General features: G+C 65.5%; 15 protein-coding genes. 9 read left to right on the top strand and 6 right to left on the bottom strand.

Annotated features, from left to right (window positions below):
• Positions 1-78: 78 nt before the first annotated feature.
• From LB568_RS29935 to LB568_RS29905, 7 genes are all read left to right on the top strand, one after another.
• A complete protein-coding gene (locus tag LB568_RS29935) occupies positions 79-2634 on the top strand; it encodes a sensor histidine kinase (protein WP_013891643.1) in 2556 nt (851 codons plus the stop codon).
• A 9-nt stretch (positions 2635-2643) separates the two neighbouring features.
• A complete protein-coding gene (gene tsaE, locus LB568_RS29930) occupies positions 2644-4155 on the top strand; it encodes a tRNA (adenosine(37)-N6)-threonylcarbamoyltransferase complex ATPase subunit type 1 TsaE (RefSeq protein WP_224732032.1) in 1512 nt (503 codons plus the stop codon).
• A complete protein-coding gene (locus LB568_RS29925) occupies positions 4152-4880 on the top strand; it encodes a nucleotidyltransferase family protein (protein ID WP_013891645.1) in 729 nt (242 codons plus the stop codon). The genes tsaE and LB568_RS29925 overlap by 4 nt, the downstream gene beginning before the upstream one ends.
• Entirely contained in the window at positions 4877-8011 is a 3135-nt protein-coding gene (gene addB, locus LB568_RS29920; RefSeq protein WP_224732031.1) for a double-strand break repair protein AddB, read from the top strand. The genes LB568_RS29925 and addB overlap by 4 nt, the downstream gene beginning before the upstream one ends.
• Positions 8008-11508 (top strand): double-strand break repair helicase AddA, encoded by a 3501-nt coding sequence (gene addA, locus LB568_RS29915; RefSeq protein WP_224732030.1) that lies wholly within the window; start codon positions 8008-8010, stop codon positions 11506-11508. Before addB ends, addA begins: the two co-directional genes overlap by 4 nt.
• 75 nt (positions 11509-11583) lie before the next feature.
• A complete protein-coding gene (trxA, locus tag LB568_RS29910) occupies positions 11584-11907 on the top strand; it encodes a thioredoxin (protein ID WP_013891648.1) in 324 nt (107 codons plus the stop codon).
• A gap of 132 nt (positions 11908-12039) precedes the next feature.
• Complete coding sequence (locus tag LB568_RS29905) at positions 12040-12321, top strand: cupin domain-containing protein (RefSeq protein WP_023765617.1); 282 nt, start codon at positions 12040-12042, stop codon at positions 12319-12321.
• Positions 12322-12342: 21 nt separating this feature from the next.
• On the opposite strand, the gene LB568_RS29900 is transcribed toward LB568_RS29905, so the two are convergent.
• The 6 genes from LB568_RS29900 to LB568_RS29875 form a co-directional block, all read right to left on the bottom strand.
• The gene (locus LB568_RS29900; protein ID WP_224732029.1) at positions 12343-12762 is read right to left on the bottom strand and encodes a VOC family protein; all 420 of its coding nucleotides are present in this window, start codon (positions 12760-12762) and stop codon (positions 12343-12345) included.
• Positions 12763-12787: 25 nt separating this feature from the next.
• The gene (locus tag LB568_RS29895) at positions 12788-14113 is read right to left on the bottom strand and encodes a bifunctional folylpolyglutamate synthase/dihydrofolate synthase (protein WP_224732028.1); all 1326 of its coding nucleotides are present in this window, start codon (positions 14111-14113) and stop codon (positions 12788-12790) included.
• A gap of 119 nt (positions 14114-14232) precedes the next feature.
• The gene (gene accD / locus LB568_RS29890) at positions 14233-15159 is read right to left on the bottom strand and encodes an acetyl-CoA carboxylase, carboxyltransferase subunit beta (RefSeq protein WP_013891652.1); all 927 of its coding nucleotides are present in this window, start codon (positions 15157-15159) and stop codon (positions 14233-14235) included.
• Positions 15160-15238: 79 nt separating this feature from the next.
• Positions 15239-16078 (bottom strand): tryptophan synthase subunit alpha, encoded by an 840-nt coding sequence (trpA, locus tag LB568_RS29885; protein ID WP_224732027.1) that lies wholly within the window; start codon positions 16076-16078, stop codon positions 15239-15241.
• Between the two features lie 2 nt (positions 16079-16080).
• A complete protein-coding gene (gene trpB / locus LB568_RS29880) occupies positions 16081-17331 on the bottom strand; it encodes a tryptophan synthase subunit beta (protein ID WP_013891654.1) in 1251 nt (416 codons plus the stop codon).
• 28 nt (positions 17332-17359) lie between these two features.
• Positions 17360-18019, bottom strand: coding sequence for a phosphoribosylanthranilate isomerase (locus tag LB568_RS29875; protein WP_224732026.1), 660 nt, complete (start codon positions 18017-18019; stop codon positions 17360-17362).
• Positions 18020-18131: 112 nt separating this feature from the next.
• Between LB568_RS29875 and LB568_RS29870 the strand changes: the two genes are divergently transcribed.
• A complete protein-coding gene (locus LB568_RS29870) occupies positions 18132-18350 on the top strand; it encodes a hypothetical protein (protein ID WP_224732025.1) in 219 nt (72 codons plus the stop codon).
• A gap of 167 nt (positions 18351-18517) precedes the next feature.
• Positions 18518-19561 (top strand): ABC transporter substrate-binding protein, encoded by a 1044-nt coding sequence (locus tag LB568_RS29865; protein WP_224732024.1) that lies wholly within the window; start codon positions 18518-18520, stop codon positions 19559-19561.
• Positions 19562-19606: the final 45 nt, after the last annotated feature.

Genomic DNA, 19606 nt, shown 5'->3' with positions numbered 1-19606 from the left:
CGCTTCCGGCCCGAGAGGGGATCAAGAGAGGCGCGTATCAGGGCGGTCTTGCATTCAGTCGGCGGAGAGGACCAAGACATGCCGGGGCAATACCCGCACGGAGCGGGACAGGCCGTTTCCGGCGGCCATGACGATTCGGGGACCACTGGCTCCGCAACCCGGCGCGAGCGTCTTTCATGGCGTGGCCGCGCGGGGCTGCTGCTTGCCGGCTCCATGCTTGCCGGCCCGCTGTTTGGCGCGGCGGCGCGTGCCCAAGCTGCCGGTGTATCGACGGCCGGTCTTTCGATCAGCACGATCGAGGTCATGCAGCTTGCCGTGTTCGTCGGCGTGACGGGCACGGCATTTCTGTCGGCCATCGTCCTGATCCGCGAACGCGCCCGCACCTCGGCGGAGAATGTCGAACTGAGAAGCCGCGTCGCCGACGTCAACGCGGCGCTGCGCCGTTCGGAGGCGCTGCTCAATCTGCGCGACCAGCGCGTCATCGTCTGGGCCTCGGAAAACAAGAAACCTGAGCTCGTCGGCATATTGCCGGTCGAAAGCGGCGCACCGGAGGAACGGGCGGCGTTCCTCGCCTTCGGCCGCTGGCTGATGCCGCGCTCGGCGGCGGCGCTCGAACATGCCATTGCCGCGTTGCGCGAAAAGGCCAGGCCCTTCGACCTCGTCATCGAATCGCAGGCGGGTGCCCCGCTCGAAGTGCATGGCCGCAAGAGCGCAGCGCATGTGCTGGTGCGGTTTGTGTCGCTTTCCGAAACACAGCGCAGCCAGGCGCGGCTGAAGATCGAGAACCACCGGCTGGCCGCCGACCACGACACGATGATCGGCCTGCTCGAAGCGTTGAAAATGCCGGCGTGGCTGCGCGACGAGCATGGGCGCCTGAAATGGGTCAACCGCGCCTATGCCGACGCGGTCGAAGCCGAGAGTGCGGAAGCCGCCGTGCGCGACGCCAAGGAATTCCTCGGCGGCCAGGCGCGCGAGGCGATCGAGGCCCAGCACAAACTGCATCCGGTTTTCGAGCAGTCGCTCTCCACGGTGATCGAAGGCGACCGCCGGGTGTTCGCGGTGACCGACTTCGCCAGCGCCGACGGTTCGGCCGGCCTTGCCTGCGACACCAGCGCCATCGAGTCCATTCGCGGCGAGTATGAACGCACCGTGCGAAGCCACGCCGACACGCTCGACCAGCTCAACACCGCGGTCGCCATCTTCGACACCGACGAGAAACTGCGCTTCTTCAACCAGGCCTTCCAGAAACTGTGGGGGCTGGACAGTGGCTTCCTGCACAGCGCGCCCGACAACGCTCTTTTGCTCGACCGGCTGCGCAGCGAAGGCAAGATCGCCGAGCAGCCCGAATGGCGCCGCTGGAAGGAAGGCCTGCTGGGCGCCTACCGCGCGGTCGAATCGCAGGAGCACTGGTGGCACCTGCCGGATGGCAAGACCATCCGCGTCGTCGCCAACCCGCAACCCAAGGGCGGCGTCACCTGGGTGTTCGAGAACCTGACCGAGAAAATGGATCTCGAAAGTCGCTACCGGACAGCCGTGCGTGTCCAGGGCGAAACGCTCGACAATCTCGCCGAGGGCGTGGCCGTGTTCGGTCCCGATGGCAAGCTTCGGCTGTCGAATCCGGCCTTCGCAACGCTGTGGGGGCTGGATGCCGAAGCGACCAAGCCGAATGTGCACGTCTCCACCATACGTGACCTTTGCGACCGGCAAGCGGTGGACAGCCCCTGGCCCAGCTTCGTCGCCGCCATCACCGGCTTCGACGACGAACGCCGCGACCGCCACGGCCAGACCGAACTCAACAACGGCACCGTGCTGCGCTACGCCATGATCCCGTTGCCCAACGGGCAGGTGATGATGACTTTCGTCGACGTCACCGACGGCGTCCGTGTCGAACGCGCGCTGAAGGACAAGAACGAGGCGCTGGAAAAGTCCGACCAGCTCAAGAACGACTTCGTCCAGCACGTATCCTACGAGCTGCGTTCGCCGCTGACCAATATCATCGGCTTCACCGAATTGCTCTCGCTACCGACGACCGGGCCCTTGACGCAGAAGCAGCGCGAATATGTCGAGCATGTCGGTTCTTCGTCCTCGGTGCTGCTGACCATCGTCAACGACATACTGGACCTCGCGACGGTGGATGCCGGCATCATGCAGCTCGACATTTCCGAGGTGCATGTCGACCGCACCATCGCGGCGGCCGCCGAACTGGTTGCCGACCGGTTGCAGGAACATTCGATCCGGCTCGAGGTCGATGCCAAGGCTGCGCCCAAGACGTTCCACGGCGACGAGACCCGCATCCGCCAGATCCTCTACAATCTGCTCAGCAACGCCGCCAACTACGCGCCGGAAGCCAGCACCATCCGGCTCGCCTGCCGCCATCTGGCGGACGGCGTGGAATTCTCGGTTCATGACGATGGGCCCGGCATGCCGCCCGATGTGCTCGATTCGGTGTTCCGCCGCTTCGAGCCGCGCGCCAATGGCGGCCGCCGGCGTGGCGCCGGCCTCGGCCTGTCGATCGTCAAGAGCTTCGTCGAGCTGCATGGCGGCGGCGTCCGCATCGAAACCGGCAAGGACAAGGGCACGACCGTCATCTGCACTTTCCCCGACATGCCCGGCATCCGCGCCGCGGCCGAGTAGCGCGCTTCGATGACGGCCCTGGTGCTGGAGCGTTTGCTCGCTGACGAGACAGAGACGGCGCGGTTGGGCGAGGACCTGGCGCTGGCGCTGCGCGCGGGTGACGTGCTGGCGCTCAAGGGCGAACTCGGCGCCGGCAAGTCGACGCTGGCGCGGGCCCTGATCCGGACGCTGGCGGACGATGCCGGTCTCGACGTGCCGAGCCCGACCTTCACCCTGGTGCAAAGCTACGACACGCGCATTCCGGTCCATCATTTCGATCTCTACCGCCTGTCCTCGGCGGCCGAACTCGACGAACTCGGTTTCGACGAAGCGCTGACGCAAGGAGCGGCCCTGGTCGAATGGCCTGAACGGGCCGAGGGTTATCTGCCGAAGGCATCGCTGTTGATCGAGCTTGTGCAGCATGGCGAAGGGCGGCAGGCACGATTGTCGGGGCAAGGGGCAACCTTCGACCGCGCCGCACGGTCGCTGGCCATGCGCGATTTTCTGGAAAGCGTCGGCTGGGGCGAGGCACAACGTCGCCATTTCATCGGCGATGCCTCTGCCCGCTCCTATGAGGTCGTGTCGCTTGCCGGCCGGGAGCCGCGGGTGCTGATGAACTCGCCACGATTGGTGCTCGGCCCGCCGGTGCGCGACGGCAAGCCCTATGCGGTGATTGCCCACACCGCCCAGTCGGTGTCGGCCTTCGTCGCCATCGACCATGCCTTGAAGGCCGGCGGCGTCAGCGTTCCCGATATCCATGCCGAGGACCAGGAGCAGGGATTCCTGCTCATCGAACATCTCGGCTCGGAAGGGTTTCTCGGCGGGGATGGCGAGCCGCTGGCGGAGCGCTACGCGGCGGCCGCCGAACTGCTGGCCATGATGCATGGCAAGACCTGGCCGCGTCGCCTCGAAGCCGGGCCGGGCAGGTTCCATACCGTACCGCCATTCGACCGCGCCGCGATGATGATCGAGGCCGACCTGCTGGTCGACTGGTACGTGCCGGCGATATCGGGCGGTCCGCCAAGCGACGATTTGCGCGCCGGCTATACCAGGGAGTGGAACGCGCTTTTCGACCGGCTGCGGGCCAGTGAATACACGCTGATGCTGCGCGACTTCCATTCGCCCAACATCATCTGGCGCGGCGACCGCTCCGGCCATGACCGGCTGGGCATCGTCGATTTCCAGGATGCGCTGATCGGGCCTTCAGCCTATGATCTGGCGTCGCTTGCCATGGATGCCCGCGTCACCATATCGCCCGGGATCGAGAGACGGACACTCGATGCCTATATCGCGGCGCGCCATAAGGCGGGCGCCTTCGACGAGGCGAGTTTCCTGGAATCCTATGCAATCATGGCCGCGCAGCGCAATTCCAAGATCCTCGGCATTTTCGTGCGGCTCGAAAAGCGCGACGGCAAACCCTATTATCTGAAGCACCTGCCGCGCATCCGCGACTATCTGCGCCGGGCGCTGTCCCACCCCGCGCTCGGCAGCCTGCGGGAGTTCTACGATGCGCACGGGCTGCTGGAGGAACGTGCGCTGTGACAGCGAGACCAGACACAGCCATTGTACTCGCCGCCGGGCTCGGCAAGCGCATGCGGCCGATCACCGACACCATCCCCAAGCCGCTGGTCCGGGTCGCCGGCAAGACCTTGCTCGACTGGGGTCTCGACAGCTTGGCCGCCGCCGGTGTCGGCAAGGCCGTGGTCAACGTCCACTATCTCCCCGAACAGATCGTCTCCCATGTCGCCCAGCGCCATGTGCCGCGCGTCATCATTTCCGATGAAAGCGAGCGACTGCTCGATTCCGCGGGCGGAATCGTCAAGGCGCTGCCGGAACTGGGTGCGCAACCCTTCTACATCCTCAACGCCGACACGTTCTGGATCGACCATGGTCCGCTCAATCTCGGCCGCCTCGCCCTTGCATGGAACGCAGCGAAAATGGATATTCTGCTGATGCTGGCGGATCTCCATCAGGCGACCGGACATTGCGGCTCCACCGATTTCCTGGTGGCGCCGGACGGCGCCTTGCGGCGTTCGAATGGAGACCCGGCGGGCCTGATCTATGCCGGCGCGGCGATCATCCATCCGCGCCTGTTCGCGGACGCATCCGCCGAACCGCATTCGCTCAACGCCTATTTCGACAAAGCCATTGCAGCCGGCCGCCTGTACGGCATGCCGATGCACGGCCACTGGATCACCGTCGGCACGCCCGATGCCATCCCGCTCGCCGAAGCGGCAGTCGCCGGCGCGCTATACGAGTCGCAATGAGCGGCCCAAGCCGCGTTTTCTCCATTCCCTCCGGAGCGCCGTTTCTGCCGACGCTGGCCGAGGCGCTGCTTGCCGGCCGACTGGTTCCAGGCTTTCGCTTCGACGGCGATCCGCTCGCTTTGGCCGACGTCACCATCTATGTGCCGACGCGCCGCGCGGCGCGGGCCTTGCGCGGCGTCTTCGTCGACAGCCTGAAGGCGCGTGGCGGCGGCGGTTCGGCGATCCTGCCCGTCATCCGGCCGCTCGGGGAATTCGACGAGGACGAAGCCGCTTTCGAGGCAGAGCCGTCGGCGGCAATCGATCTTGCGCCACCGATCGGGGCGACCGAACGCCTGTTGCTGCTGACGCCGCTGGTGCGCGCCTGGAAACGCCGGCTGCCGGCCCATGTGGCCAAACTCTTCGCCGAGGAGATCGTCATCCCGGCCTCGACCGCCGACGCGATCTGGCTGGCGCGCGATCTCGCGGGGCTGATGGACGAGATCGAGACGGAAGGCACGGACTGGGCGAAGCTTGAAGGCCTGGTGACCGGCAATCTTGCCGGATGGTGGCAGGTGACGCTTGAGTTCCTCGGCATCGTCACCGATGCCTGGCCGAAATTCCTCGAAGAGCAAGACCGGTCCAATCCGGCCGCGCATCGCAGCGCGCTGATTAGGGCTGAAGCCGCGCGGCTGCGGCGCAATCCGCCCGCCGGGCCGGTGATCGCCGCCGGCTCGACCGGTTCGATCCCCGCGACGGCTGAACTGCTTGCCGCGATTGCCCGCTTGCCCGGCGGCGCCATCGTGCTGCCCGGACTCGACCGGACGCTGGACGAAGCGTCCTTCCAGGCGCTTGTCGCACCCGGCGCGCGGCCGGCCGTGCTCGGCCATCCGCAATACGGCCTGGCCAGGCTGATCGGCAAGATCGGCGTGCTGCGCGGCGATGTCGAGGAGATCGGCGTGGCCGAACCCCGGCTGGCGCTCCGCGCGGCCCTTGTCGGCGAGGCGCTGCGGCCGGCCGAAACCACCGAATTGTGGGCCGAGACGCGTAACGCATTTTCCGCGCCGGACATTGCCGCTGCCTTCGCCGACGTGACGCTGCTCGAAGCCGCCAGCGAGCGCGACGAGGCCGTCGCCATCGCCGTCGCGCTCAAGCGAGCGGTCGAAGAACCGGGCCAAAGGGCTGCTCTCGTCACCGGCGACCGTGCGCTGGCGCGACGCGTCTCGGTCGAACTCAAGCGCTTCGGCGTCGTCGCCGATGATTCCGGCGGCACGCCGCTCGCCAACAGCCCGGCGGCAAGCCTGCTCAGGCTGGCGCTCGAAGCGGTGTTCCGGCCAGGCGATCCGGTCGGTCTCTTGTCCCTGCTCAAGCATCCCCTGCTCTGTCTGGGTCTGGGGAGAGCCGACGTGCGCCATGCGGCGGAACTGGTCGAACTGGTGGCGCTGCGCGGCGGCACCGGCCGCCCCGACATCGCTTCGCTGCCGGACTTGTTCGAGGCCCGCCTCACCAACCTCGACGAAGGCAGCCGGCCGCCCTTCTGGGTTGCGCGGCTGACCGTGCGCGCCATTGAAAGCGCGCGGGATTTGCTCGAACGTCTTAACCGAGCGCTGGCACCGCTTGCAGCGTTTCGCGGCCAGGCGACCGCCGACCTTGCCGCGCTGGTCGAAGCCAGCGTGGTGGCGCTGGAGCATCTCGGCCGCACCGCCGATGGCGGGCTTGGCGAACTCTACGCCGGCGATGCCGGCGAAAAACTCGCCGAATTGCTGCGCGGGCTGGTCGCGGCTCCAGCGTCGCTGTCGTTCGCGGCGAACGAGTGGCCCGACGTGATGGGCGCGCTGATCGCACCCGAAACGGTCAAGCCGGCACAGGGCACCGACCGGAACATCGCCATCTGGGGTGCGCTGGAAGCGCGGCTGCAGGATGTCGACACGCTGGTCATCGGCGGGCTCAACGAAGGCGTGTGGCCGCGCAAACCCGAGAGCGACCGTTTCATGTCGCGGCTGATGAAGACCGGCATCGGCCTCGAGCCGCCCGAACGGCGCATCGGCCTTGCCGCGCACGATTTCCAGATGGCGATGGGTGCGAGGAAGGTGCTGTTGGCGCGCTCGGCGCGTTCCGGCGATGCACCGGCGGTCCCGTCACGCTGGCTGCAGCGGCTGCTGACCTTCATCGGCAACGACCAGGCGGCAACTCTTCGCCGGCGAGGCGACGAGCTGCTCGCCTGGGCGCGCGCGCTGGATACCGGCCCGAAGCAGGATTTCGCACCACGGCCGCAGCCCAAGCCACCATTGTCTGTGCGCCCAACACATTTCTCGGTCACCGAGATCGAGACCCTGCGCCGCGACCCCTACGCCGTCTATGCCAGGCGGATCCTCGGCCTGATGCCGCTCGAGCCGCTCATCCGCGATCCCGGTGCGGCCGAGCGCGGCACGCTGTTCCATGCCATTCTCCACCTGTTCTCCTCCAGCGTGGCCGACCCGCGCGCGCCGGACGCGCTTGCCGGCCTTATCGCTGCCGGGCGCGCCTGTTTTGCCGAGGCCGCCCTGCCGCCCGATGTCGAGGCGGTGTGGTGGCCGCGCTTCGAAAAACTCGCCGCCAACATCGTCGAATGGGAGCGCACCCGCGCCGACGCGGTGATACGGCGGCATGCCGAGGAGCGCGCCGGAAAAACCGTCGTCGGCCAGTCCGGCGTGACGCTGTCCGGCTATGCCGACCGCGTCGACCTGCTGGCCGGCGGCATGGCCGACATACTGGACTACAAGACCGGCTCCTCGCCCTCCAAGGCACAGGCACACACGCTGCTGGCGCCGCAGCTGGCGCTCGAAGGCGCACTGCTCAGGCGCGGGGCCTTCAAGGATCTGGGCGCATGCGAGCCCTCGCAACTGGCCTTCATCAGGCTGAAGCCGAACGGCGAGGTGTTCGAAGAGTCCATTCTCGAGCACAATCGCCAGCCGCGAACCGCTTCCGATCTGGCCGAAGAAGCCTGGGCACGGCTGGAAAAGCTGCTGATCCATTATGCCGACCCGAAGACCGGCTATCTGTCGCGGGCGCTGCCGTTTCGCGAAGGCGAGACCGATGGCGACTACGACCACCTCGCCCGCGTGCTCGAATGGTCGGCCGGCGGCGATGCCGGTGACGAGGGAGGGGAGGCATGAAGAAGGCCTATCCCATCCCGAGCGACACCGCGACCAGCCAGGCCCGTGCAGCCGATCCCCAGAACTCCGCCTGGGTGTCGGCCAATGCCGGCTCCGGCAAGACCCATGTGCTTGCCCAGCGCGTCATTCGGCTGCTGCTCAACGGCACCGATCCGTCGAAGATCCTGTGCCTGACCTATACGCGCGCCGCGGCCGCCAACATGTCGAACCGGGTGTTCTCGACGCTGTCGGAATGGACGTCCCTTGGCGACGCGGATCTCGCCGCCAGGATCGAGGCGCTGGAAGGCCGCCGGCCCGACCGCGACACCATGCGCCGTGCACGCCGGCTGTTCGCCGAGGCGCTGGAGACGCCGGGCGGGCTGAAGATCCAGACCATCCACGCCTTCTGCGAATCCGTGCTCCACCAGTTCCCGCTGGAAGCCAACATCCCGGCCCATTTCGAGATGCTGGACAGCCAGATGGAAGCGTCGCTCTTTGCCGCCGCGCGCCGGGAGATGATTTCGGCCGCCAGTGATGCGGATTTGACCGAGGCCTTCGCCACCGTGCTGGAACGCGGCGGCGAAGCCGGGCTCGATGCCTTGCTGGGCGAGATCGTGCGCAAGCGCGACGGCTTGCGTCATTTCCTCGATGCGGTCGGGCGTGACGGCTTCCAGCCCTTGTTCGATGAATTCCGTTTCCGTCCTGGCCAGACCGCCGAGGGCATAGCGGCCTCGGCCTGGCCGCTGCCCGGCTTCCTGCCGGACTATTTCGCCGGTTTTGCCCGGACCGCCGAATCGACCGACGCCAGGTCGGTGCTCAACAACATCCTGCCCTATGCGCGCCGGGCCTTCGCCGAGAGCGATCCCGTTCGCCGCCTGCAGCAGCTTGCAAGGGCCTTCCTCAAGACCGATGGCGATCCCTACGATCCGGCAAAGGCCTTCAAGAAAGCGCTGACCGACCGGCTGCCGGATCTGGCCGAGCGTTACCTGTCGGCATCCAGCGCCATCATCGAGACCGTCGACCGGCTGGCGCTGTTCCGGATGCTGGAAGGCACGGCTGCCGCGCTGACCATCGCCGACTGCCTGATCGCCCGCTACGAGGTGCTGAAGCGCGGCCGCGGCTTTCTCGACTTCAACGATTTGATCACCCGCACGGTCAACCTGCTGGCGCGGCCCGATGCCGGCCCGTGGGTGCAATACAAGCTCGACCAGGGCATCGACCACATCCTGCTCGACGAGGCGCAGGACACCAGCCCGGATCAATGGGAGGTGGTGAAGCGGCTGGCGGAAGAATTTTTCGCCGGCTTCGGCGCCCGCGACCGTGTCCACCGCACGGTGTTCGCCGTCGGCGACGAGAAGCAGTCGATCTATTCCTTCCAGGGTGCGGCCCCGGATTCCTTCGCCGACAGCCGGCTGTTGTTCGCCAGGCGGGTGCGCGACGCCGAGGCGTCTTTCGCCGACCTCAAGCTGACCTGGTCGTTCCGCTCGACCGACGATGTGCTTTCCGCCGTCGACCGCGTCTTTGCCGATCCTGTCGTGCGGCGCGGCATCAGCCACGATCCCGACCCGCTGAGCCATAAGGCGATCCGCACCGACGCGCCGGGCTATGTCGAGGTGTGGCCGTCGATCGGTGCCGATATCGTCGACGAGCCCGACGACTGGACGCAGGCGATCGACCACGCCCACGCGCCGGCGGTGCGGGTTGCCGAGAATGTCGCGGCCACGATTGCCGGCTGGATCGGCAACGGCGAGATCATCGAGGGCCGTGGCAAGCGGTTGCGGCCCGGTGATGTGCTGGTGCTGGTGCGCAAGCGCGACAGCTTCGTCCACGCGCTGACGCGGGCGCTCAAGCGCCGTGATATTCCGGTCGCCGGCGCCGACCGGCTGAGCCTGCCCGGCCACATCGCGGTCAAGGACCTGATCGCGCTTGGCCGCCTCCTCATCCAGCCGCAGGACGATCTGTCGCTTGCAGCCGTGCTGCGCAGCCCGATCTTCGACCTGCCGGAGGAGACGCTTTTTGCGCTCGCCGCGCAACGAGCGCCCGGCCTGTCGCTGGCCGCGTCGCTGCGCCAGCATGCCGGCGAAAGCGAAGCGCTGGCGCTAGTCGTCGCCCAACTCGACATCTGGACCGATGAGGCCGCCTTCAAGCCGGTGTTCGAATTCTATGCCGGCCTCCTGGCACGTGATGGCGTGCGCCGCAAGATGATCGCGCGGCTCGGCCCGGAAGCCGGCGACATTCTCGATGAGTTCCTGAGTTTCTGCCTTGCCGAGGAACGAACCGGCCTGCCCGGGCTGGAAGCCTTCCTGTCGACGCTGGAAAACGCCGGGCCCGAGATCAAGCGCGAGATGGACCAGACCCGCGACGAGGTCCGCGTCATGACCGTGCATGCCGCCAAGGGCCTGGAAGCGCCTGTCGTGTTCCTGGTCGATGGCGGCTCCGCCCCGTTCAGCGACCAGCATTTGCCACGCCTGATGCCATTCGACGGCTCGGGCTGGGTCGGCAAGGGTTATCTCTGGCGTTCGGCCAGCGATGTCGCGAACGGCTTCTCCAAGGCGGCGGCGGCGCGGGCACGCGAACTCGCCGACGACGAATACCGCCGGCTGCTCTATGTCGGCATGACTCGCGCCGAGGACCGGCTGATCGTCTGCGGCTATCACGGCAAGCGGGCGCCGAACACCGGCACCTGGCATTCGATCGTCAGCCGTGCGCTGATCGGGGCGCCGGAGAGCGAACAGCGTGCGCATCCTGCCGGCGGCGAGCCGGTATACCGTTTCCATGTCACCGAGCTGCCGCCAGTGGCGCTCGCCACGGCAGAGCAAGCGAGGCAAACGGACGCTTTCGGCCCGTTGCCGACGAACCTGTTTCGACCCTTGCCGCCCTTCGAGGATCTGCCGCGGCCGCTCTCGCCATCCGGCGCCTCGGCGCTGATCGAAGAAGGCAAGGAAACGGTGGTCGACAAAGCTTCGCCGGTGCTCGATGCCGATGGCGAGCCAGGCTTTGCCGTGCTGCGCGGGCTCGCGCTGCATAAATTGCTGCAAATGCTGCCCGGCATTGCCGAGGACCAACGGGAGGGCGCGGCGGCACGCTACCTCGCGCGAACGGGTGCGGAATGGCCGCCGGCAGAGCGCGAAAAAGCCCTGGCCTCGGTCACCGCCATCCTTTCCGACCCCCATCTCGGCCAGCTGTTTGCGCCATCCTCGCGCGCCGAGGTCGCGATCATGGGCAGCCTGGAGGTAAGGGGTAAAAACCGCTCGATTTCCGGCAAGATCGACCGGCTGGCGGTGACAGCGGACGCGGTCTCGATCGTCGACTACAAGACCAACCGGCCGGCGCCTGCCTCCCTGGCGGAGGTCCCGCCGGCCTATCTGCTGCAGTTGGCGCTCTATCGCGCCCTCTTGCAGCCGCTTTATCCAGGGCGCGAGGTCAAGGCGGCCCTGCTGTTCACCGAAGCGCCACGGCTGATCGAACTGCCGGCCGGGGCCATGGATGACGCCCTTGCCCGACTCACGGGAGCGTGACACAAGACCTGCTTGAAGAAGGGCGCGAGAACCACCACATTTGGTGCGACGAAAACTTTCGAAAGGATTTTCCGCATGACCACGGTCAAGGTCGACAAGAGCAATTTCCAGGCCGATGTGCTTAACGCCAACGTACCGGTCGTCGTCGATTTCTGGGCGGAATGGTGCGGTCCCTGCAAGATGATCGCCCCGGCGCTTGAAGACATCGCCACCGAACTTGGCGCGAAGGTGAAGATCGCCAAGCTGAACATCGACGAGAACCCCGAACTCGCCGCACAGTTCGGCGTGCGTTCGATCCCGACGTTGATGATCTTCAAGGGCGGCGAAGTGGCCGACATGAAGGTTGGTGCCGCGCCCAAGACCGCGCTCTCGCACTGGATCAATGGCAGCCTCGCCTGACCCCCGGAAAAATTCGGATTGAAAAGCCCGGCCTCGCGCCGGGCTTTTTGTTGGCGTCATCGCTGGGCTTCTCTGGCCCTCACGTCCGGGCACTCCATGTCTTCTGTTGGCAGCAGATAGAGGGAGAACGTCATGACCGGATCCGCCAAGGCCACCGTCTTCATCGACAATGAGCGCGTCATCGTCACCGAATACCGCTTCCAGCCGGGCGACAATACCGGCTGGCACCGCCATGGCCACGACTATGTCGTGGTGCCGCTGATGGACGGCAAGGTGAAACTGGTGACCAAGGATGGCGAATCCTTCGCCGAAATGAAGAAGGGCTCGCCCTATTTCCGCAAGGAGGGTGTCGAACACGACGTCATCAACGCCAATGAGGGCGAATACGCGTTTATCGAGGTCGAGCTGAAATAAGCCGGTCGCACCGCTGAGCGATCACCAGTCGGCGATGCGGTCGCCACCGACGAATTGCGCGCTTTCGTCGGTGTATTCGAACAGCTCGATCTTCACCCCGTTGGGATCGCGGATCCAGGCATGGTAGGTGCTGTCGCAGGCGTGTTTCTTGGCCGTAACCTCGATGCCCTTTGACTTGATATGGGCAATCGCCGCATCGATGTTTTCCACCTCAAGGCAGAAGTGGTTGATCTGGTTCTGCTCGCTATATGCAGTGCCATCCTTCTGGAACACCTCGACATGGCTGCGGCCGCCGCAATTGAGATAGAAGCCGAACACCTTGCCGTCGCGCACGAAATTGAACTGCGTGTCGAGGCCGAGCACATCGCGATAAAAGGCTCGCGTCGCTTCCAGGTCATGCGCGAAGATGCAGACATGGGCGAGCTGCTTGACCTTGATCATGACCGGCTCCTTGCAGTGAATGGCCTCAGGTCGGTGGCGTGCCGTTCTCGTCCAACACCGCGCCGGCCAGGTAGAGCGAGCCGCCGATCAGGATACGCGGCGGCGGGCCGTCCCAGGTGTCGCGAAGTAGCATCAGGGCGTTGGCGACGGAACTCATCGGCTCGGCCGTCAACCCGGCCTCCGTGGCGCGGATCGCCAGTTCGTCATTCGGCACGCCGGCATCGCTCGTATTCACCGGCACGGTGTAGACATGCCGGACGAGGCCCTTGAAGGCACGGAAATAGCCGCTCTGGTCCTTGGTGTTGATCATGCCCGAGATGAGAAACAGCGGACGCGGGTTCTTTTCTTCCTGTTCGGCCAGTGCCTCGGCAACGACCACGCCGGCGCCCGGATTGTGACCGCCGTCGAGCCAGATATCGGCGCCCCTTGGCGCCAGGTCCGCCAGCCGGCCCGGCGCCAGTTTCTGCATACGGCCGGGCCAGGCGACATTGGTCACCGCCTTTTCGGCGGCGCGGTGGCTGATCTCGAAGCCGGCTGCCTTGACCGCGGCGATCGCCGCAGCCGCGTTGGCGACCTGGTGGCGCCCGGGCAGGCGCGGCAGCGGCAGGTCCATCAACCCGTCCTCGTCCTGGTAGACCATGCGGCCGTTTTCCTCGAAGGCGAGGAAATCCTGGCCGTAGACGAAGGTCGGGCATTCCAGCCGCTCGGCGGTTTCGATCAGCACCTGCAGCGCTGTCTCGCTTTCCTGAGCGCCGATCACCACCGGGCAACCGCGCTTCATGATGCCGGCCTTTTCGGCGGCGATCAGCTCGACCCGGTCGCCGAGATAGGCCTCATGGTCCATCGACACCGGCATGATCACCGACACGGCGGGCCTCTCCACGACATTGGTGGCGTCGAAGCGGCCGCCGAGGCCGACCTCGATGATGGCGGCTTCGGCCGGGTGTTCGGAAAACAGGATGAAGGTGACGGCGGTGAGTATCTCGAAGACGGTGATCTTCTGGCCGTCATTGGCCTTGGCGACACGGGCGATGGCCTCGGCGAAGACATCGTCGTCGACCAGCCTGCCGCCCCCTTCGGCGGCAAGCCGGTAGCGCTCGTGCCAGCTGACCAGATGCGGCGAGGTGTGGACATGCACGAGGCGGCCGGAAGCCTCAAGCAACGCCCGCGAGAAGGCGGCGCAGGAGCCCTTGCCGTTGGTACCGGCGATATGGATGACCGGCGGTAGCAGATCCTGCGGATTGCCAAGCCGCTCCAAGAGCCGCGTGATGCGGTCGAGCGAAAGGTCGAAGCCTTTCGGGTGAAGCGCCATCAGGGCTTCGATTTCGCGGTCGGCGGCGAGCGTCGTCATGACAGATTCCCTGAGCATGGCCCGAGAACCAGAATCGATCCCGGAATGGCCATGGCAATCAAGAGGCTACAGCGCGCGACTGCCCTCGTGCAATCACGGTCGCGGCGTGTCGTGTCGCGTCAGGCCTGCGGCCGTGCCTCGGCGGAGACCACCGCCGGCGGCAAGATTTCCGGCTGTAGCGGCTTTTGCTCTTCCGGCATCTTGAGCAGCATCTTCAACAGCCGTGAGATGGTCTGGCGCAGTTCCAGCCGCGACACCACCATATCGACCATGCCATGCTCCATCAGATATTCGGAGCGCTGGAAGCCGTCCGGCAGTTTCTCGCGGATGGTCTGTTCGATGACGCGCGGCCCGGCAAAGCCGATCAGCGCGCCGGGTTCGGCGATGTGGACGTCGCCCAGCATGGCGTAGGAAGCGGTGACGCCACCGGTGGTCGGATTGGTTAGCACGACGATGTAGGGAAGGCCGGCTTCCTTCAGCCGGTCGACACCGACCGTGGTGCGCGGCAATTGCATGAGGGACAAAATGCCTTCCTGCATGCGGGCGCCGCCGGAGGCGGCGAACAGGATCAGCGGCCGCTTGCGCTGCAAGGCGACTTCGAAAGCATGCACGATGGCGTCGCCCGCAGCCATGCCGAGCGAGCCGCCCATGAAGGCGAAGTCCTGCACCGTCACCACCACCGGCAGCCCTTCGACGGTGCCCAGCGCGTTGACGATCGCATCCTCCAGGCCGGTCTTGGCCTTGGCGTCCTTCAACCGGTCGGTGTAGCGCTTCTCGTCGCGAAACTTCAGCGGATCCTGCACCACCTTGGGGTTCTCGAGCTGCTCGTACTTGCCGTCGTCGAGGAAGTATTTCAGCCGCTCCTTGGCCGAGATCTTCATGTGGTGGCCGGAAGACGGGATGACGAACTGGTTGGATTCCAGGTCCTTGTGGAACACCATCTCGCCGGTCTCGGGATCCTTGATCCAGAGATTCTCGGGCATGTCGGTGCGACGGCCGAGCATCGAATTGATCTTCGGGCGAACGTAATTGGTGATCCAGTTCATCGCTTCGGCTCCTGTCCTGACGAAGAGTTAGTGCAGGCCACGCGGGAGAACGACATGCACAAGACCAGAGGTAGGGAAACTATTCGGCAGCAGCAAGGCGAGCCGAGCGCACGCCTTGCGCCAGCCCGCTGACCAGTGTGGCGACAGCCTCGGCCGGGTCGGCGGTCTTCTCGCCCTTCGGCCCCAGCACATTGGCGACCGCATTGACGATCGCCGTGCCGACGACAACGCCATCGGCGTTGGCGCCGATCACGCGCGCTTGCTCGGCGGTCTTGACGCCGAAGCCGACGCAGACCGGCAGGTCGGTGTGGCCCTTGATGCGCTGGACCGCCGCCGCCACCTTGCCGGTATCGGCGAGCGCCGAGCCGGTGATGCCGGTCATCGACACGTAGTAGACGAAACCCGACGTGTTCTGCAGCACCTTGAGCAGGCGCTTGTCGTCGGTCGTCGGCGTCGCCAGGCGGATGAAGTTGATGCCGGCTTTCAGTGCCGGAATGCAGAGTTCCTCGTCCATTTCCGGCGGCAAGTCGACGACGATCAGCCCATCGATACCGCTGGCGATGGCGTCCTTGAGGAAGCGATCGACGCCGTAGATGTAGATCGGGTTGTAATAGCCCATCAGCACGATCGGCGTTTCATTGTCACCGGAGCGGAAGTCGGCCGCCATCTTCAGCGTCTTGACCAGCGTCTGGCCGCCTTTCAGCGCGCGCAAGCCTGCCGCCTGGATCGCCGGGCCGTCGGCCATCGGATCGGAAAACGGCATGCCGAGCTCGATGACGTCGGCGCCGGCCTTGGGCAGCGCCTTCATGATCGACAGGGAGGTGTCGTAGTCGGGGTCGCCGCCCATGAAATAGGTGACGAGTGCCGGGCGGCCTTCGGCTTTCAGTTTTGCCATGCGGCGGTCGATGCGGGTCACCATGATCAGATCTCCATGCCCAGCATCGAGGCAACCGTATGCACGTCCTTGTCGCCACGGCCGGAGAGGTTGACGATGACGATCTGGTCCTTGTCCATGGCGGGCACGATCTTCACCGCGTGGGCAATGGCGTGGGCGGATTCCAGCGCCGGGATAATGCCTTCGACGCGGGTCGTCAGCTTGAAGGCCTCCAGCGCCTCGTCGTCGAGGATCGGCACATAGTCGACGCGGCCGGAGTCGCGCAGCCAGGAGTGCTCGGGGCCGACGCCGGGATAGTCGAGACCGGCCGAGATCGAATGGCCGTCCATGATCTGGCCGTCGGCATTCTGCAGGAGGTAGGTGCGGTTGCCGTGCAGCACGCCCGGCGCGCCGGCGTTCATCGAGGCGCAATGCTCGATGCCGTCGAGGCCGCGCCCGCCGGCTTCGATGCCGATGATGCGGACCTCCTTGTCGTCAAGGAAGGGATGGAACAGGCCGATGGCATTGGAGCCGCCGCCGACAGCCGCGATGATGGTATCCGGCAACCGGCCTTCCTGCTCGAGGATCTGCGCGCGCGCCTCGGTGCCGATGACCGACTGGAAGTCGCGCACCAGCTCCGGATAGGGATGCGGGCCGGCGGCGGTGCCGATCAGGTAATAGGTATCCTCGACATTGGTCACCCAATCGCGAAGGGCCTCGTTCATGGCGTCCTTCAAGGTGCCGTGGCCGGCTGTCACCGGCCGCACTTCGGCCCCGAGCAGCTTCATGCGGAAGACGTTGGGGCTTTGGCGGGCGACGTCGGTGGCGCCCATATAGACGACGCAGGGAAAGCCGAAGCGGGCGGCGACGGTGGCGGACGCCACGCCGTGCTGGCCGGCGCCGGTCTCGGCGATGATGCGCTTCTTGCCCATGCGCTTGGCAAGCAGGATCTGGCCGAGGCAGTTGTTGATCTTGTGCGAACCGGTGTGGTTCAGATCCTCGCGCTTGAAATAGACCTTTGCGCCGCCGCCCAGGCCCTTCGCCGCGGAAACCTCGCGAAGATGCCTGGTCAGGCCTTCGGCGAAATAGAGTTTCGAGGGCCGGCCGGCATAGTGGGTCGAAAGATCCGTCAGTTCAGCCCTGAACTCCGGATCGTCCTTGACCTCGTTCCAGTGCCGTTCGAGGTCGAGGATCAATGGCATCAACGTTTCGGCAACGAAACGACCGCCGAAGATGCCGAACATGCCCTGTTCGTCGGGTCCGGTGCGGAAGGAATTGGGTGTCGCCGGCTTGTTCATCGCCGATCTCCTGGTTTGAAAGAGTTGTTCAGGCGGCGCGATCGTCGCGTGCTGCCCTGACGGCCCGGAAAAACTGTTCGATCAGCCCCGGATCCTTGACGCCCGGCGCACTTTCCACGCCCGAGGAAATGTCGATTGCGGGCGGATTGGCAAGGCGAAGGGCATCACCGATATTGGCGGCGTTGAGCCCACCGGAAAGCATGTAATCGACGCCGGCGTCAAGGCCGGCGAGAATGCGCCAGTCGAAGGTGACGCCGTTGCCGCCCGGCAGCTCGGAACCCTTCGGCCGCTTGGCGTCGAACAGGAACCGGTCGGCGACGCCGATGAACGGCCTTATCCGGTCGAGATCGGCGGCCTCGCTGAGCGGCAGCGCCTTCATCACCGGCAGGCTATGGCGGGCCTTGACCTCGGCCACCCTCTCGGGCGTTTCCGAACCGTGCAGCTGCAGCATGTCGGGCTGCATTTTGGCGACGATCTCGTCCAAGAAGGCGTCGCCGGCGTCAACCGTCACCGCGACGGCCAAGGCCTTGCCGCGCGCGGCTTCGCGCAGACGCCCGGCCTCGGCCGGTTCGAGATAGCGCGGGCTCTTGGCAAAGAAAATGAAGCCGACATGGCTGGCGCCGCCGGCAAGGGCCGCGGCCATTGCCTGGTCGGTCTTCAAGCCGCAGATCTTGATGTCGAGCGCCATGACGCGGGAATTGGCATGAAACGCGCCAAGAGTCGAGAAAAAGCGTGCTGTTTGCCGGCAACGCCAAAGGCGCTACCTATGGGTGGAGTGAATGCCAGGCGGGAGCACAATCATGGCCGACAGAACCGTTGCCGAATTGAGGCAGAAGATCGTGCAGGCGCGCGAGGTCATCGCCCACCTGATGGACAAGGCCGCCTTCAACGGCGCCGAGGCGCACCGGGCGCTGGATTATTTCGGCAGCGACGCCTTCGACCGCAACTTCCTGCCCTGGCCGCATCATGCCGACGAGGGGCTGCGGCCGGATGAGCTCAATGCGGCGAACGACGATTGAATGGCAGGCGAATGCCGTGACATCCGATAGTGAAGGACCTTGACGCCGGATAGCTCCGATCGTTGCGAAAGGTAGTCCGATCCTGCCCGGAGGCGTTCTCCCCGGAACAGAAAACTCAGTTTCGCCGGATACACAAAATTTGATTCCTTATTAAATCTATATTTTTTATGCACTTTAACCCGGCGGGCGTTCAAGCGCCGCATGACGCAAGCCGGGATCGCATCATCATGGACAGACGCAGGTTTCTCTCCTTTGCCTCCACATTCTCGCTCGGGCTCGCCTTTGGGCCCCCGGCAAGGGCCGCGTTGACAGTCGATCCGGACACAACGCTTGCCGTCGCTGACCAGAGCGAATTCGTGCGGAACCTCCTCGAGGCCAGCGGCGAGGCGCCGAAGCTCGGCTTCAAGGGAAGTTTTCCAAACTTTGCAGGCGGGCCGGCCATTCTCGAAGCGATCCGCGCCGGCGCTCTGGATATCGCCTATGTCGGCGATACGCCGCCGATCCAGGCGCGAGCGGCCGGTACGCTGCTGCCCATCGTCGGCACGTTTACGCGTCAGGTCGCGCAATACCACCTCATCAGCCGTCCGGGACTGGTCATCCACAAGTTGGCGGAGCTGAAGGGCAAGAAGCTGAGCTATGTCGAAGGCTCCGGACGCCAGGTCTTCCTGATCGAGGCGCTGAACCGCGCGGGCGTCTCGCTGAAGGATGTCGAGCTCGTAAACCTTCGCGTTGCGGATCTGCCGGATGCTGTTCGATCCGGGGCAGTTGATGTCGCCGTGCTTACGGAGCCCCATGTGACGCGTCTTGTCAAACAGGTCGGGGCTTCCCCAGTCCTCGACCCTCTGGAACGTCAGATCCTGCCCAGCACCAGCTATTTCTATGCCCGGCCCGAAGTTCTGACCGATCCCCAGAAAGCGGCGGCCATCGGGAGCTTCCTTGGCGCCTTCGCACGCGCGGCCAAATGGGCCAATGCGAACAAGCAAGCTTGGGCGAAACATTATTATACCGACTTCCAGCGGCTCACCCCGGACGACACCGCCGCTGTCGTTGCGGGCGAATCTCCGCTCGTGCTGCAGACCGCGGCAGAGGCAATTCCCCATCACCAGAAGCTGATCGACATCCTCTACCAGGCCGGACTGCTCAAGGAGCGCTTCGGCGCGAAGAGCTTTTTCGTCGACACCTACGATTCGATCGTGTCGGCCGAACGCTGAGACGCATCGGAAGATAGACAGGAGGAACCGTGACAGAGTTCATTT

Origin of the sequence: Mesorhizobium sp. B263B2A (assembly GCF_020165775.1) — a bacterium.
In the GTDB taxonomy this organism is placed as follows: Bacteria; Pseudomonadota; Alphaproteobacteria; order Rhizobiales; family Rhizobiaceae; genus Mesorhizobium; species Mesorhizobium opportunistum.
The sequence above is the reverse complement of the archived record's forward strand: the minus strand, read 5'-3'. Positions and strand labels throughout refer to the sequence as shown.

Bases quoted from the DNA above. Each gene is read 5' to 3' on its own strand.
- LB568_RS29865 (WP_224732024.1), top strand. From the start codon at position 18,518: ATGCACTTTAACCCGGCGGGCGTTCAAGCGCCGCATGACGCAAGCCGG.
- LB568_RS29905 (WP_023765617.1), top strand. From the start codon at position 12,040: ATGACCGGATCCGCCAAGGCCACCGTCTTCATCGACAATGAGCGCGTC.
- LB568_RS29895 (WP_224732028.1), bottom strand. From the start codon at position 14,113: ATGACGACGCTCGCCGCCGACCGCGAAATCGAAGCCCTGATGGCGCTT.
- accD (WP_013891652.1), bottom strand. From the start codon at position 15,159: ATGAACTGGATCACCAATTACGTTCGCCCGAAGATCAATTCGATGCTC.
- LB568_RS29935 (WP_013891643.1), top strand. From the start codon at position 79: ATGCCGGGGCAATACCCGCACGGAGCGGGACAGGCCGTTTCCGGCGGC.
- LB568_RS29900 (WP_224732029.1), bottom strand. From the start codon at position 12,762: ATGATCAAGGTCAAGCAGCTCGCCCATGTCTGCATCTTCGCGCATGAC.
- LB568_RS29875 (WP_224732026.1), bottom strand. From the start codon at position 18,019: ATGGCGCTCGACATCAAGATCTGCGGCTTGAAGACCGACCAGGCAATG.
- addB (WP_224732031.1), top strand. From the start codon at position 4,877: ATGAGCGGCCCAAGCCGCGTTTTCTCCATTCCCTCCGGAGCGCCGTTT.
- trxA (WP_013891648.1), top strand. From the start codon at position 11,584: ATGACCACGGTCAAGGTCGACAAGAGCAATTTCCAGGCCGATGTGCTT.
- tsaE (WP_224732032.1), top strand. From the start codon at position 2,644: ATGACGGCCCTGGTGCTGGAGCGTTTGCTCGCTGACGAGACAGAGACG.
- trpA (WP_224732027.1), bottom strand. From the start codon at position 16,078: ATGGTGACCCGCATCGACCGCCGCATGGCAAAACTGAAAGCCGAAGGC.
- trpB (WP_013891654.1), bottom strand. From the start codon at position 17,331: ATGAACAAGCCGGCGACACCCAATTCCTTCCGCACCGGACCCGACGAA.
- addA (WP_224732030.1), top strand. From the start codon at position 8,008: ATGAAGAAGGCCTATCCCATCCCGAGCGACACCGCGACCAGCCAGGCC.
- LB568_RS29870 (WP_224732025.1), top strand. From the start codon at position 18,132: ATGGCCGACAGAACCGTTGCCGAATTGAGGCAGAAGATCGTGCAGGCG.